Raw genomic sequence first — 14962 nt, 5'->3', positions numbered from 1 at the left:
ATGATAATCATAATGCTTGCGAATACTATCACCGATATGGATCGAAAATAAATAATTAGCGTGCTAATTTTTGGGCAAAGTTTGATCGCGGTTAACATTTTTGTGCACGAAGGGATGGTGGTGAAACGCGGTGCGAAGGGGCGAAAATAGAGTTATAAAAGTGATGCGCTATCAATCGTTCATGTCATGGACAAATATCAGCAATTATTTAATCAACATTGATTATCTTATTTAGAGTATTGCTCCAATAATGATTTAATAATTACTTCTTTTTTTGACTGGCATTGATTTTTCGAATTAAAGAATCAATTAAAGATTGATTTAAAACAGAAATTAAAAATTAAAATCGATATTTAGTTAATATAAAACCGTTGGCTATTGCATTATTACGGTGACTTCGTAAAGATAGGATTATTGCTAAAATTAAGTTTATTTTCCTTGAGAGTTATTATGGAACAACCGACAAATTCAATTGAAGAGCATCAGAAAACGAATAAAGAAAATAAAAGAACGCTATGGATGATCATTGCTACGATTATCATCGTTCTATTATTTGTTGCTTATGGTGTCTATTGGTTCTTGGTACTGCGTTTCCAAGAATATACCGACGATGCTTATGTGTCGGGCTTACAAATTCCTATCGTTGCGCAAACCACGGGAAATGTCACACAGGTAAACTTTGAAAATACCGATTTGGTAAAAGCGGGTGATGTGTTGGTGGTGTTGGATAAAACCAATGCACAACTGGCATATGAGCAGGCGAAACATGACTTAGCTTCAACGGTGCGCAAAACCAAGGAGCTGTATATTAATGGCGACCAATACCAAGCCCAGATCCAACAAAATCGTGTCTCGCTTGCGCAAGCGCAAAAAGATTATCAACGCCGTGCTGCATTAGGGCGCAGTGGTACCATTTCAAAAGAAGATTTGCAGCATTCGCAAGAAGCGGTGCAATTGGCGCAAGCCGCATTGGATATTTCAATTCAACAATATAATGCAAACCGCGCGTTGTTGCGTAACACCGCATTGAAAAATCAGCCAGCAGTACAACAAGCCGCAGACAGTGTGCGTAGCGCATGGATCAACTTGCAGCGGACAGAAATAAAAAGCCCCATGACGGGATATGTTTCTCGCCGCAATGTACAGGTGGGTTCACAAGTTAGTTCGCAAAGTTCGTTAATGGCAATTGTGCCTGTTCAGCCAGTGTGGGTCGATGCCAACTTTAAAGAGACCCAGCTCGAAAATGTGCGTATCGGTCAGCCTGTTACCATCAACAGTGATTTTTATGGTAGCAATGTGAGCTATAAAGGTACGGTGGTCGGGTTGGATATGGGAACGGGAAGTGCGTTTTCATTGCTACCAGCGCAAAATGCGACAGGAAACTGGATTAAAGTGGTGCAACGTTTGCCCGTGCGTGTCGAACTTGACCCTGAGCAAGTGGCGAAGTACCCACTACGTATTGGCTTATCAATGAACGTGACCATTGATATTAAAGACCAAAATGGTCCTGTGTTGTCAGAAGTTCAACGTACCACGCCAGCGTTTGAAAGCGATGTGCTTGTACTGAAGTTGAATGACGTAGACCAAGTCATCAACACCATTATTAGCGATAACGCGGATTAGCCCCATGGCCGATATTCAACCGCTAAAAGGCGCCAAATTAGTCTGGGCGACGATTGCCCTATCTCTGGCGACATTTATGCAAGTGCTCGATTCGACGATTGCAAACGTCGCCATTCCAACCATTGCAGGAAACTTGGGAGTGTCGGTCTCTCAAGGAACCTGGGTGATCACCTCATTTGGGGTGTCGAATGCGATTTCTATCGCGATTTCGGGTTTTCTTGCTAAACGGTTTGGTGAGATAAGAGTCTTCCTATGGGCGACGGCACTGTTCACGCTCTTTTCTTTGCTGTGTGGTTTCTCTGACAGCCTTGGTATGCTGATTTTATATCGCGTCTTACAGGGCGCGGTGGCGGGACCGGTTATTCCACTCTCGCAGAGCTTAATCATGCGCTGCTACCCACCTAAAATGCAAAATATGGCACTGGCATTTTGGTCGATGACGATTATCTTAGCGCCTGTTTTTGGTCCTATTTTCGGTGGATATATTAGTGATAATTTCCATTGGAGTTGGATCTTCTTTATGAATATCCCGCTAGGGATCTTCGTGATCATTGTGGGTGCGATCGTTCTTAAAGGAATGGAGTCCAAGGTGATCAAAGTGCCATTTAATGTGATTGGTTTGGCACTGTTATCCGTTGGTGTAGGTTGTTTGCAAGTGCTTCTGGATAAAGGAAAAGAGCTGGGTTGGTTAGCATCCAATGAAATTATCATTTTGGCGGTAATTTCTGCGATTGCCTTAATTTTCTTAGTCATTTGGGAGCTAACGGACAAGAACCCGATTGTTGAATTAGCACTGTTTAAATCTCGTAATTTTACTATCGGCACGATTTCAGTCAGTTTGGCGTATATGGCGTATTTTGGGGCGATTGTCTTATTACCTCAGTTATTGCAGGAAGTGTATGGCTATACAGCGACGTGGGCTGGGTTAGCACTGGCTCCAATTGGTCTTTTACCTGTTTTATTCTCGGCGCCTGTGGCAAAACTATCTGACTTTTTAGACATTCGGTGGATAGTTACCTTCAGTTTTGTGTTCTATGCCATTTGTTTCTTCTGGCGAGCGTACACCTTTGAACCCGCCATGGATTTTACCGCAGTCGTATGGCCGCAATTAGTGCAGGGCATGGCAGTCGCCTGTTTCTTTATGCCGCTCACCACGTTGACCTTGTCAGGGCTGCCTCCAGAAAAATTAGCATCGGCGTCCAGTTTGGCAAACTTTTTCCGTACCTTGGCAGGCTCTATCGGCACATCAATTACCACCACAATGTGGAGCGATCGAGAATCCGTACATCATAGCCAATTAACTGAATTTATTACTGATTATAATCCAGAGTCTCTTGATATGTACCAAAGCATGGCGGCTCATGGTATGACGACGGAGCAAACATCTGGTTTTATTGCCCAGCAGATCACCAGCCAAGGGCTGATTATTGCCGCGAACGAAATTTTTTGGCTATGTGGCTGGGTGTTTATCGCACTGATTGTGACGGTGTGGTTTGCTAAGCCGCCTTTTGGCAGCAAAGCGAATAAATACTAACAGGATAGGGCGCGCGAGTTGTTGGCACGCGCCCTATCTTTTACGGAATAGTTTTACAATCTGGATTTTGGAATGATATCGTCAAATACCAGTTTTGGACGGTTCGGCTCTTCTTCCGCAAGTGGTGTCACTTCTTGGAAAGTATTTAGGCAGCGGGTAACTAACGCTTGGTAATCCAGTGTGCCTTTACTTTTCCATTCAATTTCTTGCTCTGAAAGATTGCGCAGCACTTTGGCTGGTGTACCCACAATTAAACTGTTATCAGGAAATTGCGCATCGGCTTTGATAAATGCGCAAGCCCCAACAATCGAATTTTCGCCAACAACTGCACCATCCATGATGACACTGTTCATGCCGACGAGCGCATTACGTTTGATATGGCAGCCATGCAAAATAGCACCGTGACCAATGTGCCCATCTTCTTCGATGATGGTATCGAATTGCGGAAAACCATGCATCACACAGTTATCCTGCACATTCGCTCCATCTTTAATGATCAAGCGTCCAAAATCCCCACGCAGACTGGCATTGGGTCCAATATAAACTCGTTTACCAATGATCACATCACCGATGATTACAGCGGTGGGATGGACAAAGCTTTCTGGACTGACAACAGGGGTAATTCCATCAATTTGATAAAATGGCATTGTGGCTCCTCTAGCAAAGTGATTATGCGGCGACCAGATCCCGAATAATACCGCCAAAACGGCGGTAATAGGCGCTAGACGGTTGTGGCAGCTCGCCCACGGTGGTTTCACACATCTCGGTGACGTATTGAGTAGCACCTTGGTCGATACGTTGGTAGATATTGGTACATAAGTGGCGCGCAATGTGCCCTTCCCACTGAGTTGGTAGTAACTCATCTGGGAGCAATGGGTCTTTCAATACGACGCGTCGATAAAAATGGATCAGTAATAAGCGTAGTTGGAAACATAATTCTGGGGAAATAACGTGTTCAGCATGCTCTTTTAGCAAGAGTGCCACTGGGCGGAACAAGTCGATAAATTGGTGATAATGCTCTGAAATATCGGGGAGTGACCACGCATTAAAAACCAACCCTTTTAAGTTCTTTTCTGAGCGGTTAAACGGATAATCTGCTCGGAAGTAAATCACGTGTTCAGCGGCGTTCAGTTCTCCCAATAAGGCAGGAATATCGCTTTGTGTTCGACTCGGTGCAGCCATTAATCCACTGTTAAATTGCCCAAAGCCTAACCAGCTAAATTCTTTTTTAAGACGGATTTTTTCGTCTTTATCGGCACTATCCAACAACAGTAAATCCCATTTTCCATCCCACTCAGGTTGTTCGCTGAGGTAGATTTTGTTCTCAGCTCGACGGAAGCGGTTTTGCCCACGCTCTGATATGCGGTAGTAGCTGCGACGTCCCATTTTTTCAACATCTAGCCAGCCTTCCTTTTGCAAACGGAAGACCGAAGTACGAACAAAGCGGTCAGAAAAACCCATAGGTTCAAGCAATTTGGTTAAGCTGCCGAGCCAGACTTCGCCACCCCGATGGTGTAGGGCGTCACCATATAAAGAGCTGATCAGCGAGGTTCCGCTGATCGATTGGTTGCCGATAGCATGCTGTATAAACTGGGTGAGTTTGGTTTCCATTATGGGCTTATCCCTAAAATTTATGTATCAGATACTTTGCAAATCTTAGACAAAAACGAGAGGGTTGTCTTGTTTTCACGCTAAAGAGTGTGAGTACAGTAGGGAAACCAGGGATTAGGCGCATTCTTGATGAATATGCCTAATCCTTTAAAATTAAATGGCAATTCGTGTATCAATCACTCGTTGAGCTTTGCCCTGCGAGCGGGGAATATCACCACAATTGACGATACTGACACGGGTACTGATCCCTACCATGGATTTGATGCGGTGTTTGAGGTTATGGCAGATATTACAACGTTCGTCGAATGTGAGTTGATCAGGGTGTTTTAACTCGACGCGAACAGAGAGGTTATCCATATTGCCTTTGCGACCTATTTCCAATTGGTAGTGTGGTGATAACTCTTTGAATTGCATGATTTGCTCTTCAATTTGTGAAGGGAATACGTTAACGCCCCGGATAATCATCATGTCATCGGAGCGACCTGTGATTTTACCGATGCTGCGCATCTGGCGATTTTCTCCTGCTTTTAGGTGGGTAAGGTCGCGGGTTCGGTAGCGGATCACTGGCATGGCTTCTTTTGTCAGGGTAGTGAACACTAACTCACCATGCTCTCCATCACCGAGGGTTTTTAGGGTATTAGGGCAGATAATTTCAGGGTAAAAATGGTCTTCCCAGATGGTAGGACCGCTTTCACTTGAGTCTGCGCATTCCATGGCAACGCCAGGTCCCATGACTTCAGATAAACCATAAATATCTAACGCTTTGATTCCTAAGCGCGTTTCAATTTCGGCTCTCAGTGATTCGGTCCAAGGTTCCGCACCAAAGACCCCGATCCTTAGTGAGCACTTACTAGCATCTCCACCCATGATTTTCTCAAGTTCATCAATGATACTGAGGCAGTAAGATGGGGTAACCATGATGATGTCAGGTTTAAAATCGACAATTAATTGTGCTTGTTTCTCGGTTTGACCGCCAGACATCGGAATAACCGCCGCACCAAGGCGTTCTGCGCCATAGTGCGCCCCTAATCCGCCTGTGAATAATCCATAGCCATAAGCAACGTGGACTTTGTCACCTCGGGTAGCGCCAGCAGATCGTAGGCTACGTGCAATTAAGTCTGCCCAATTATCAATATCTTGCTGGGTATAACCCACTACGGTTGGGCGACCCGTCGTCCCGGAAGAGGCGTGAATGCGGGTAATTTGGTCCATTGGCACAGCAAAGGTGTCGAATGGGTAGTTTTCACGTAAATCTTGCTTAGTGGTATAGGGAAATTTTTCGATATCACTAAGCTGTTTAAAATCGTCAGGGTGTACGCCCGCGGCATCGAATTTTTTGCGGTACATTGGCACATTTTCGTATGCGTGAGTGAGTGTCCACTTCATTCGCGAGAATTGCAGTGCCTCGATCTCATCGCGAGAAGCAAACTCGATCGGGTCGATATTTTCTCTTGGATCGAGACTTTTTGTTGTATCAAGACGGTTATGTTGTGTCATGCTCATAATTGCCAATCCTTATTATTATTGCTATCTGCACTTAGGTGACAAATGCCGTTCAAAAGGTCTGTTATCCGCCTGAGCAGGTGTAGGGTAACTCGGCGGTTTTCTTGTTATTCAGACACGTTCAATAATCATTGCAATGCCTTGACCCACACCGATGCACATCGTGCATAACCCGTAGCGACCTTGCTTACGGTGCAGCTCATTCATGGCGGAAATCACCAAGCGAGACCCACTCATACCGAGTGGATGACCCAAGGAGATAGCGCCCCCATTAGGGTTTACCTGCGGTGCATCATCAGGAAGACCTAAACCCCGTAAAACAGCGAGTGCTTGAGCGGCAAAGGCTTCGTTTAGCTCAATCACATCCATTTGTTCGATAGTCAGTCCTGCCATTTTCAATACTTTTTGGGTGGCAGGTAGGGGACCAATCCCCATTAAACGCGGTTCGACACCACAGGTTGCGGTTGCTATCACGCGTGCGCGTGGTGTTAATCCTTGCTGCTTAGCGACATTTTCTGAGGCGATGATCAGCGCAGCTGCGCCATCATTGACGCCAGAGGCGTTACCTGCGGTGACACTGCCATTTTCACGAAAGGGTGTTTTCAGTTTTTGTAGCTGCTCGGGCGTGGTTTCAGGGCGTGGATGTTCGTCTTCCGTAACCTGTTGCTCGGCTTTGCGCTGCTTCACGGTGACTGGCACAATTTCTTCGGCAAACACACCGTTGAGACGCGCGACTTCGGTACGTTGCTGACTGCGCAGCGCAAATGCATCTTGGTCTTCTCGGCTGATATTGTAGGTCTGAGCGACGTTTTCAGCAGTTTCAGGCATCGAGTCGGTGGAGAATTGTTGCTCCATCAGCGGATTGATAAACCGCCAGCCAATTGTGGTATCAAACATTTGGGCTTGGCGAGAAAACGCCGCGTCTTGTTTTCCCATGACAAATGGGGCGCGGCTCATCGACTCCACACCGCCTGCGATCATCAAGCCAGATTCACCTGCTTTGATGCTACGTGCGGCAAGGGCGATGGCATCTAAGCCTGAACCGCATAGACGGTTGATCGTGGTGCCTGAAACAGAAATGGGTAAGCCGGAAAGTAAACCTGCCATTCGTGCAACATTGCGATTATCTTCACCCGCTTGGTTGGCGCATCCGAGGATAATGTCATCGGTTAGGCTCCAGTCCAATTGTGGGTTACGTACCATCAGTGCTTTGAGCGTAATGGCGGAGAGGTCATCGGGACGCAAAGAAGATAAAGCGCCACCATAGCGACCAATCGGGGTGCGAATACCATCGCAAATGTAGGCGTCATTCATGATGCTTCTCCAACTAAACGGTGACCTAGACGGTGGGAACGACCTTGAAACAGCGCAAGTGGTTTGCCATCTTGATTGATGATCTCCACTTCATATAGTCCGCTACGTTTGCCTTGGTGTTGCATTTTGGCGATAGCGGTGAGGGTGTCCCCTTCAAAACCGGGACATAAAAAATCGATGGAACACATAGAGGCAACGGCGGCATAACCTTGACTATTACACGCGTAAGCAAAAGCCGTATCCGCTAGACTGAATAACTGTCCGCCATGGCAGGTTTTATGTCCGTTGAGCATATTGTGCGTGACTACCATGGTGAGTTGCGCATAGCCATCGGCGACTTCTTCAATCACCATTCCCATCGCTTTAGCACACGTGTCATCACGGTACATAGCATGAGCAACTTGCTGAGCGAGGGTGATGTTAGGCAGTGAATTCATGGTAATGCCTCCAATGATAATGACTGAAAACCGGCAGCGAGCTGGCGCAGTAATGGATTAGGGCGATAGCGCCCATCGCCATAGAAATGGGCTAAATGCTCAAGCGTTTGCAAAATATGCGCCCAACCAATTTGCGCTCCCCATGCTAAAGGACCTTTTGGGTAGTTAACCCCAAAGCGCATCGCCAAATCGCTATCTTGGGCGCTAGCGATCCCTTTGTTCACCACATCCAGCGCTTCATTGCAGAGCATTGCAACGGTGCGTAAGGTTAAGAGTGCTGGGTAATCTGGCAGCACAATGACGCGCTTACCAATGGATTGAAAAAAGGCAATGGCATCTTGGTTTTGCTGGTGGCTATTTTGTGTCGCGCAACTGATAGCTATCGTGGTTGCCGCAATATAGTTGGCGGATAAGTCAAATTGCACGACGGGTTGCTTAAGCTTTTGCGCAAGTGTGGATGTAAGTTCACCATTTGTTAACATAATAATAACGTCATTAACAACCAGTGATGGAGGTTGGCGTGTTTTTTGTTCAGCTTCTTCGATGCTGATCCCGTTTCGCTGCAAAAGTTGCTTAAGTTCAGGAAATATTTGCCAATTTCCGAAGGCTTTCACGTTAAGCGGGTGTGACAGTACGACAGTAGGAGCCACTTCAATCTCAGATGACGATTTATTATGATCATCATGATTATCGGAAGAATAAGGATAAAACCCGCGACCCGATTTACGCCCTAAATAACCCGCTTGTACCAGTGCTAATTGCGCAAAGGAAGTCTGAAAGCGCGGGTCATAGCCAAATGCCTGAAACACGGATTCTGTCACCGCATAATTGACGTCATGCCCGATTAAATCAGTCAGTTGCAAAGGTCCCATTGAAAAGCCCCCTGCATCACGAATAACACTGTCTAATGTAGCGGGTGTACCGACTTGCTCCTCCAACGCTCGCAATGTTTCCGCATAGAAGGGTCTTGCCACACGATTCACAATAAACCCCGGTGTTGAGCGACAAATAACGGGGATCTTATTAAACGCAAGCGTCAGCTTTTTTAGGCATTCAATGACATTTTCGGCAGTATCTAACCCTCTGATCACTTCAACCAGTTTCATCACAGGCGCAGGGTTAAAAAAATGCAAGCCAGCCATGCGCTCAGGGCGCTTAAGTACACTGGCGATGGCGGTAATCGATAAAGATGATGTATTGCTTGCAAAAATAGTGTTTTCGCGGCAAATGCCTTCAAGTTCACTAAAGATAGCCTGCTTGACTGACAATTTTTCTGCCACGGCTTCAATCACTAAGTCAGCAGATGTTAGCGCAGCAAGATTGTCAACCACATGGAGGCGACTCAAGGTTTCTTCTGTGCTTTTTGCATCCGCTTTTCCTTGTTCAACCCGTTTGCGTAAGCGCACTGTGAGTGCGGTAACAGATTGCTGCAATACCTGAGCATTCATATCGAAAAGTTGCACGTGTAGACCCGCATTTGCGGCAACTTGCGCAATGCCAATCCCCATGGTGCCTGCACCAATAACGGCAACGTTTTGTAGGGATAAACTTGAAGGTACCGTCATGGCTATTTCCCTTGGAACGTCGGTTCGCGTTTGTTTAAGAATGCATCTACGCCCTCACGGTAATCGTGGCTACGACCACCTAAACGCTGTAAATCACGCTCTAAATCCAGTTGCTGATCGAGGGTATTGGTGGCTGCGCTATGAATGGCTTTCTTGATTAACCCCAATCCATAAGTTGGCTGAATTGCAAGGTGTTTGGCGAGATTATTGACGGTAGCAGCAAGCTGATCATGGTCAGTGACTTGCCAAATCATGCCCCATTGTAGTGCTTGTTCGGCGCTAATTTTGTCTCCCAGCATTGCCATTCCCATGGCACGAGCACGACCCACAAGTTGCGGCAGGAACCAGCTTCCACCCGAGTCTGGCACTAACCCAAGCCGGCAGAATGATTGAATAAAACTGGCATTTTTTGCGGCGATGACAATATCCCCTGCAAGGGCAATGGCGGCACCTGCACCCGCAGCAACACCGTTAACAGCACAAATAATGGGTTTCGGTAATGATGTTAAACGGCGGATCAGCGGGTTGTAGTAAGTTTCGACGGAAAAGCCCAGATCAGGGGCTTCGGATCCGACGGCGACATTGCGATCGTTAAGATCTTGCCCCGCGCAGAAACCGCGACCCGCTCCGGTGATCACTAAGCAACGGACGCTTTCGTCTTGTTCGGCGATTTTAATCGCTGCGCTCAATTGTCGATGCATCTCGTCGTTAAAGCTATTGAGGCGCTCAGGGCGATTCAACGTAATCGTTAATACGCCATCTTGCAGTGAGGTAAGGATCATCTCTTCGGTGAGAGTGGTGTCATTTATCATGATTAGCGTCCTGTAAATTGCGGGGATCGTTTTTCGAAAAAGGCGGCGATCCCCTCTTGGCGATCGTCAGTACCCGCAAGGCTGACAAAGTATTGGCGCTCCAGTTTTAAGCCTTCGGTCAGGTGAGATTCTTGAGCGCTCACTAGCGCAGCTTTGGCGGCGTTTACGGCTAAAGGCGCATGCCCTGCAATGCGTTTGGCGATGGTTTGAGCACGTTCGAGAGTGAGAGCGTCCACACACACTTCGCTGATGAGTCCGGCTTGTTGCGCTTGTTGAACACTAATGGTTTCTCCCGTCAGTACCATTTGCATGGCGAGGGACTTACCCACTGCGCGGATAAGACGCTGGGTTCCGCCGGCTCCGGGGATGAGCCCAAGGGTAATTTCAGGCAGACCAAAACGTGCGGATTCCCCCGCAATAATGATGTCGCTGGCAAGCAGCAATTCGAACCCCGCGCCTAACGCGTAGCCGTTGGCGGCACAAATAATCGGCTTCGTAATTTGCGCAAAGCGACGCCAAACTTGTGGGCGTTTATCCGTGATAGCGCTGGCAACGGTTTGCTGCTGAAGTTCTTTAAGATCAGCCCCTGCTGCAAAGAAACGCGGGTTGCCCGTGATGACGATAGCGCCGATATTGTCATCGATTTGCGCATGTTCAAGATGTTTAACCAGTAACTCAAGGCACGGTGTACTCAGTGCATTGCGCACATCGGGGCGATTAATCGTCAGTGTCAAAACGCGGTGATGTTGTTGCGATAAAATCCAGTTATTTTCCATGGTGCGCCCTTACACATCAAAGTCCAAAACCACACCATCCCCCTTAGGCCATGACTGGCAACTGAGGATATAACCTGCGGCAATTTGGTCGGGTTCGAGGCTGTAATTCACACCCATTTCCACCTCACCTGAGCGCAGTTTGCATTTACAGGTTGCGCAAACACCGCCTTTGCAGGCATAAGGTAGGTCGGCACCTTGGCGTAATGCGGCATCAAGGATGCTGTCATCTTGCCCATCCATATCGATGTTTAAGATACGTCCATCTAACTGGAGGGTAACTTGGCGGCTTTCGCTGGTGACGACGCTGGGCTTAAATTTTGCCCCTGTGGTGTTAAAACGTTCGGTATGTACACGTTCTTGCGCCATACCGTGGTGAACGAGCGTGGTTTGTACTTCATCCATCATGGATTCAGGACCACAAATAAAAGCGCGGTTGAATTGGTTAAAGTTGAGTAGGGATTTTCCCAATGCAGTGAGCTGCTGAGCATCAATACGCCCACTGAGCAATGCACTTTCTTGTGGCTCTTGGCTGAATAGGTACAGCACTTGAAAGCGGGTGGCAAAGCGGTTTTTTAAATCCGCTATGGCTTCTTTAAACATGACCGAGCGGCTAGTGCGATTACCGTAAATCAGCACAAAGTGGCTGTCTGTCTCGGTTTGTAAAGTGGCTTTGATAATCGATAACAGCGGAGTAATGCCAGAGCCAGCGGCAACCGCTAAATAGTCCCCATTTTGCTGGCTATCTGGTTGATACCCAAATTGCCCTTGAGGAACCATCACCTCTAAGCTATCGCCAACATTCAGTTGTTGGTTGATAAAGTTAGAAAACCGGCCTTCATAGATAGCTTTAACACCAATTTTGAGTTCATTTTCATCAGGTGCACTGCAAATAGAATAACAGCGGCGGAGGTTCTCACCATTAATCGCGGCTTTTAACGTTAAATGCTGACCAGGGCGATAACGGTATTGCTCCCGCAATAGTTCAGGAATATGAAAAGTGACCGCCACGGTATTTGGCGTGTCACGGTCAATAGCGGCAATACTTAAACGGTGAAAGACAGTCATGAGTGTGCCCTTAAATACATTTAAAGTAATCAAACGGTTCTAAGCATTCATTGCAGCGATACAGTGCTTTGCAAGCGGTGGAGCCGAACTCGCTAATCTTTTCTGTCTGTTCGCTGTTGCAACGAGGGCAGCAAATCGTGTCGGTATGCTCAGGGTGTTCACAAGCAACACCTTGCGGAGGAGCAATCCCAAATTCGCGTAAGCGCCTTTTCGCATCTTGACTCATCCAGTCCGTGGTCCATGCTGGTGTTAAAATCACGTCAACATTCACATGCTGGAAACCTGCGTTATCAAGAACCTCTTTGATTTCATTGATTAAAAATTCGGTAGCAGGGCAGCCAGAGTAGGTTGGGGTAAACCCGACTTGCCAGCCTTGCTCGGTGGGTATCACATGGCGAACCATGCCAAGATCAGTAATAGACAGAGCAGGCAATTCAGGATCAGGGATCTGCTGAAGCTGCTGCCAGATCTGATGAATATCGGGAGATTGAAGTTGCATTCTCTGTTCCATGATTGTCACCACTGGCTATGAGGGTAGGCACGTTGGACAAATTGCAGCTGCGTGAGAATTAAACCGAGGTGCTCAGTGTGGCTGCCTTGTTTGCCACCTAATCGATAAGCAGCTTGCTCAGGTAGGCTGAGAGTGGCGGCTTCAAAGGTTTCATTCACGGTATTTAGCCAAATGTCTTGCAGTGCACGGGGATCGACGGCGATACCTGCATCACTTAAGGTGATTTCAATGTCATCGGCATGAAACAGCTCGCCCGTAAAGCGCCACAAGCGATCGACGGATTGCTGTATTTTCTGTTGGCTCAATGGGGTGCCATCCCCTAAACGAATCATCCAGCCGCGGCTAAAGCGCAAGTGGTACAACGCTTCTTTGAGTGATTTTTCAGCAATAGCGGCCAGCTGTGGATCGCTACTTTGGGTGAGTGCGCGATACAGAGGCACATGATAAGCATCGATAAAAAATTGGCGCACGAGGGTATCATTGAAACCGTCGTTAGGTTGTTCAACTAACAGCAAGTTACTGAATTCACGTTCATCGCGTAGATAGGCAAGCGTATCTTCGTTATTACCAGCACCTTTGAGTTCCGCGGCATAGCTGAGGAAATTGCGCGCTTGCCCCAGTAAATCTAAGCCGATGTTGGACAGCGCAAGGTCAATTTCGATTTCAGGTGCATGACCACACCACTCGCACAGGCGCTGTGCCAGAATCAGTGGAGTGTCTCCGAGGCGTAAAACATAATGGTGGAGCTGCTGTTTTTCGGTCATTTCAAGCTCCTTACATGTTTTTGATGCCATCAGGGATGGTGTAAAAGGTCGGGTGGCGGTAAACCTTGTTATCCGCAGGGTCAAAAAATTGATCTTTTTCATCAGGTTGAGATGCGACCAAATGGGCAGCTTTGACGACCCAAATGGAGCAACCTTCACTGCGGCGGGTGTAAACATCACGGGCATTCTCTAGCGCCATTTGATCGTCTGTAGCGTGTAGGCTACCGACATGACGATGAGCGAGACCTTGTTTGCTGCGTACAAATACTTCATACAGTGGCCAATCTTGATTATTCATGGTGTTTTCCTTTTAGCGGCTAGGCGGCGGATTTGATAGCTGTCTGCTTTTGGCTGTGTGCCATCGCACCTTCTCGTACCCATGCTCCGTCTTCCCAACCTTTGCGCTTAGCATCAAGGCGTTCTTGGTTACAGATCCCTTGACCTTTCAGCACTTGGTAGAACTCTTCCCAGTCAATCTCACCAAACCGGTAGTGACCGAGTGCGTCATCCCAATGCAAATCAGGGTCAGGGATGGTCATGCCGAGGGCTTCCACCTGTGGCACGGTGTTATCCACAAATTTTTGGCGGAGCTCATCGTTACTAAAGCGTTTGATTTTCCATGCCATGCTTTGCGCACTATGAGTGGAATCTGAATCGTTGGGACCAAACATCATTAATACGGGCCACCAAAATCGGTTGATTGCATCTTGCAGCATGACTTTTTGCTCGTGAGTACCTTCTGCTAGTGCCATGACAGCTTCATAACCTTGGCGTTGGTGAAAACTCTCTTCTTTGCAAATCTTCACCATCGCACGGGCATAAGGTCCATAAGAGGCTCGGCAGAGTGCCACTTGGTTGACGATTGCTGCACCATCAACTAACCAACCAATCACACCGATATCAGCCCAGCTAAGGGTGGGATAGTTGAAAATGGAGGAGTATTTCATTTTTTCATCCAGCATCTTTTGGTAGATGTCTTGGCGGGAGCATCCTAAGGTTTCTGCGGCACTGTAGAGGTATAAACCATGTCCCGCTTCATCTTGAATTTTTGCCAGTAGAACGGTCTTACGACGCAAGGTTGGCGCGCGAGTGAGCCAGTTGGCTTCCGGTAGCATGCCAATGACTTCCGAGTGGGCGTGCTGTCCAATCTGGCGAATGAGGTTTTGTCTGTATGCATCGGGCATCCAATCTTTGGGCTCGATGGCGATATCGGCTTCGATTTTGGCATCGAAGAGGATTTGATTTTGCTTGCTCATTGTTATCCACCATTAAAGTGATTCACAAAAACATTTTTAATTAAAAAATATGGAACACATTTATTTAACATTAATGCTAGGAATAGTTAACAATAAGATCAATGATGTTTGTAGGGTTTTTGCGAGTTACCTCACAAGTAATTAAATTATATTCAATTAAATCAACTTGATGTAATGGTCTATTTTTCCTT

General features: G+C 47.1%; 15 protein-coding genes. 2 read left to right on the top strand and 13 right to left on the bottom strand.

Going from position 1 to position 14962, the window contains the following annotated elements; all coding sequences use genetic code 11:
• Positions 1-450 precede the first annotated feature (450 nt).
• A complete protein-coding gene (emrA, locus tag PR766_RS11080; protein WP_006659699.1) occupies positions 451-1623 on the top strand; it encodes a multidrug efflux MFS transporter periplasmic adaptor subunit EmrA in 1173 nt (390 codons plus the stop codon).
• A gap of 4 nt (positions 1624-1627) precedes the next feature.
• The gene (locus PR766_RS11075) at positions 1628-3157 is read left to right on the top strand and encodes a DHA2 family efflux MFS transporter permease subunit (RefSeq protein WP_154635972.1); all 1530 of its coding nucleotides are present in this window, start codon (positions 1628-1630) and stop codon (positions 3155-3157) included.
• Positions 3158-3210: 53 nt separating this feature from the next.
• Here PR766_RS11075 and paaY read toward each other — a convergent pair whose 3' ends face one another.
• The 13 genes from paaY to paaA all read right to left on the bottom strand — a co-directional run bounded on the left by paaY (position 3211) and on the right by paaA (position 14771).
• Positions 3211-3804 (bottom strand): phenylacetic acid degradation protein PaaY, encoded by a 594-nt coding sequence (gene paaY / locus PR766_RS11070; RefSeq protein WP_006659697.1) that lies wholly within the window; start codon positions 3802-3804, stop codon positions 3211-3213.
• Positions 3805-3826: 22 nt separating this feature from the next.
• Positions 3827-4768: a phenylacetic acid degradation operon negative regulatory protein PaaX gene (gene paaX, locus PR766_RS11065; RefSeq protein ID WP_006663130.1), complete on the bottom strand. Its 942-nt coding sequence runs from the start codon at positions 4766-4768 to the stop codon at positions 3827-3829.
• 153 nt (positions 4769-4921) lie between these two features.
• Complete coding sequence (gene paaK / locus PR766_RS11060; RefSeq protein WP_006659694.1) at positions 4922-6271, bottom strand: phenylacetate--CoA ligase PaaK; 1350 nt, start codon at positions 6269-6271, stop codon at positions 4922-4924.
• 111 nt (positions 6272-6382) lie between these two features.
• Positions 6383-7585 (bottom strand): 3-oxoadipyl-CoA thiolase, encoded by a 1203-nt coding sequence (gene pcaF, locus PR766_RS11055; protein WP_006659693.1) that lies wholly within the window; start codon positions 7583-7585, stop codon positions 6383-6385.
• Entirely contained in the window at positions 7582-8022 is a 441-nt protein-coding gene (gene paaI / locus PR766_RS11050) for a hydroxyphenylacetyl-CoA thioesterase PaaI (RefSeq protein ID WP_154635973.1), read from the bottom strand. The genes pcaF and paaI overlap by 4 nt, the downstream gene beginning before the upstream one ends.
• Positions 8019-9587, bottom strand: coding sequence for a 3-hydroxyacyl-CoA dehydrogenase (locus PR766_RS11045; protein WP_154635974.1), 1569 nt, complete (start codon positions 9585-9587; stop codon positions 8019-8021). The genes paaI and PR766_RS11045 overlap by 4 nt, the downstream gene beginning before the upstream one ends.
• Positions 9588-9589: 2 nt before the next feature.
• Positions 9590-10399: a 2-(1,2-epoxy-1,2-dihydrophenyl)acetyl-CoA isomerase PaaG gene (paaG, locus tag PR766_RS11040; protein ID WP_154601631.1), complete on the bottom strand. Its 810-nt coding sequence runs from the start codon at positions 10397-10399 to the stop codon at positions 9590-9592.
• 2 nt (positions 10400-10401) lie between these two features.
• A complete protein-coding gene (paaF, locus tag PR766_RS11035) occupies positions 10402-11175 on the bottom strand; it encodes a 2,3-dehydroadipyl-CoA hydratase PaaF (protein ID WP_154635975.1) in 774 nt (257 codons plus the stop codon).
• 9 nt (positions 11176-11184) lie between these two features.
• Positions 11185-12240: a 1,2-phenylacetyl-CoA epoxidase subunit PaaE gene (gene paaE, locus PR766_RS11030; RefSeq protein WP_154635976.1), complete on the bottom strand. Its 1056-nt coding sequence runs from the start codon at positions 12238-12240 to the stop codon at positions 11185-11187.
• 10 nt (positions 12241-12250) lie between these two features.
• Positions 12251-12751 (bottom strand): 1,2-phenylacetyl-CoA epoxidase subunit PaaD, encoded by a 501-nt coding sequence (paaD, locus tag PR766_RS11025; protein WP_006659687.1) that lies wholly within the window; start codon positions 12749-12751, stop codon positions 12251-12253.
• 5 nt (positions 12752-12756) lie between these two features.
• Positions 12757-13515, bottom strand: coding sequence for a 1,2-phenylacetyl-CoA epoxidase subunit PaaC (gene paaC / locus PR766_RS11020; protein ID WP_006663122.1), 759 nt, complete (start codon positions 13513-13515; stop codon positions 12757-12759).
• Between the two features lie 10 nt (positions 13516-13525).
• A complete protein-coding gene (gene paaB / locus PR766_RS11015) occupies positions 13526-13813 on the bottom strand; it encodes a 1,2-phenylacetyl-CoA epoxidase subunit PaaB (RefSeq protein WP_006663121.1) in 288 nt (95 codons plus the stop codon).
• Positions 13814-13832: 19 nt separating this feature from the next.
• Positions 13833-14771, bottom strand: a complete 939-nt coding sequence (gene paaA / locus PR766_RS11010) for a 1,2-phenylacetyl-CoA epoxidase subunit PaaA (protein ID WP_006663120.1) — start codon at positions 14769-14771, stop codon at positions 13833-13835.
• Positions 14772-14962 lie beyond the last annotated feature (191 nt).

The sequence above is a fragment of the Providencia sp. PROV208 genome, assembly GCF_028479465.1.
GTDB classification, from domain to species: Bacteria; Pseudomonadota; Gammaproteobacteria; order Enterobacterales; family Enterobacteriaceae; genus Providencia; species Providencia alcalifaciens.
The sequence above is the reverse complement of the archived record's forward strand: the minus strand, read 5'-3'. Positions and strand labels throughout refer to the sequence as shown.

Coding starts and splice junctions, on each gene's coding strand:
- emrA (WP_006659699.1), top strand. CDS start 451: ATGGAACAACCGACAAATTCAATTGAAGAGCATCAGAAAACGAATAAA.
- PR766_RS11075 (WP_154635972.1), top strand. CDS start 1,628: ATGGCCGATATTCAACCGCTAAAAGGCGCCAAATTAGTCTGGGCGACG.
- paaY (WP_006659697.1), bottom strand. CDS start 3,804: ATGCCATTTTATCAAATTGATGGAATTACCCCTGTTGTCAGTCCAGAA.
- paaX (WP_006663130.1), bottom strand. CDS start 4,768: ATGGAAACCAAACTCACCCAGTTTATACAGCATGCTATCGGCAACCAA.
- paaK (WP_006659694.1), bottom strand. CDS start 6,271: ATGAGCATGACACAACATAACCGTCTTGATACAACAAAAAGTCTCGAT.
- pcaF (WP_006659693.1), bottom strand. CDS start 7,585: ATGAATGACGCCTACATTTGCGATGGTATTCGCACCCCGATTGGTCGC.
- paaI (WP_154635973.1), bottom strand. CDS start 8,022: ATGAATTCACTGCCTAACATCACCCTCGCTCAGCAAGTTGCTCATGCT.
- PR766_RS11045 (WP_154635974.1), bottom strand. CDS start 9,587: ATGACGGTACCTTCAAGTTTATCCCTACAAAACGTTGCCGTTATTGGT.
- paaG (WP_154601631.1), bottom strand. CDS start 10,399: ATGATAAATGACACCACTCTCACCGAAGAGATGATCCTTACCTCACTG.
- paaF (WP_154635975.1), bottom strand. CDS start 11,175: ATGGAAAATAACTGGATTTTATCGCAACAACATCACCGCGTTTTGACA.
- paaE (WP_154635976.1), bottom strand. CDS start 12,240: ATGACTGTCTTTCACCGTTTAAGTATTGCCGCTATTGACCGTGACACG.
- paaD (WP_006659687.1), bottom strand. CDS start 12,751: ATGGAACAGAGAATGCAACTTCAATCTCCCGATATTCATCAGATCTGG.
- paaC (WP_006663122.1), bottom strand. CDS start 13,515: ATGACCGAAAAACAGCAGCTCCACCATTATGTTTTACGCCTCGGAGAC.
- paaB (WP_006663121.1), bottom strand. CDS start 13,813: ATGAATAATCAAGATTGGCCACTGTATGAAGTATTTGTACGCAGCAAA.
- paaA (WP_006663120.1), bottom strand. CDS start 14,771: ATGAGCAAGCAAAATCAAATCCTCTTCGATGCCAAAATCGAAGCCGAT.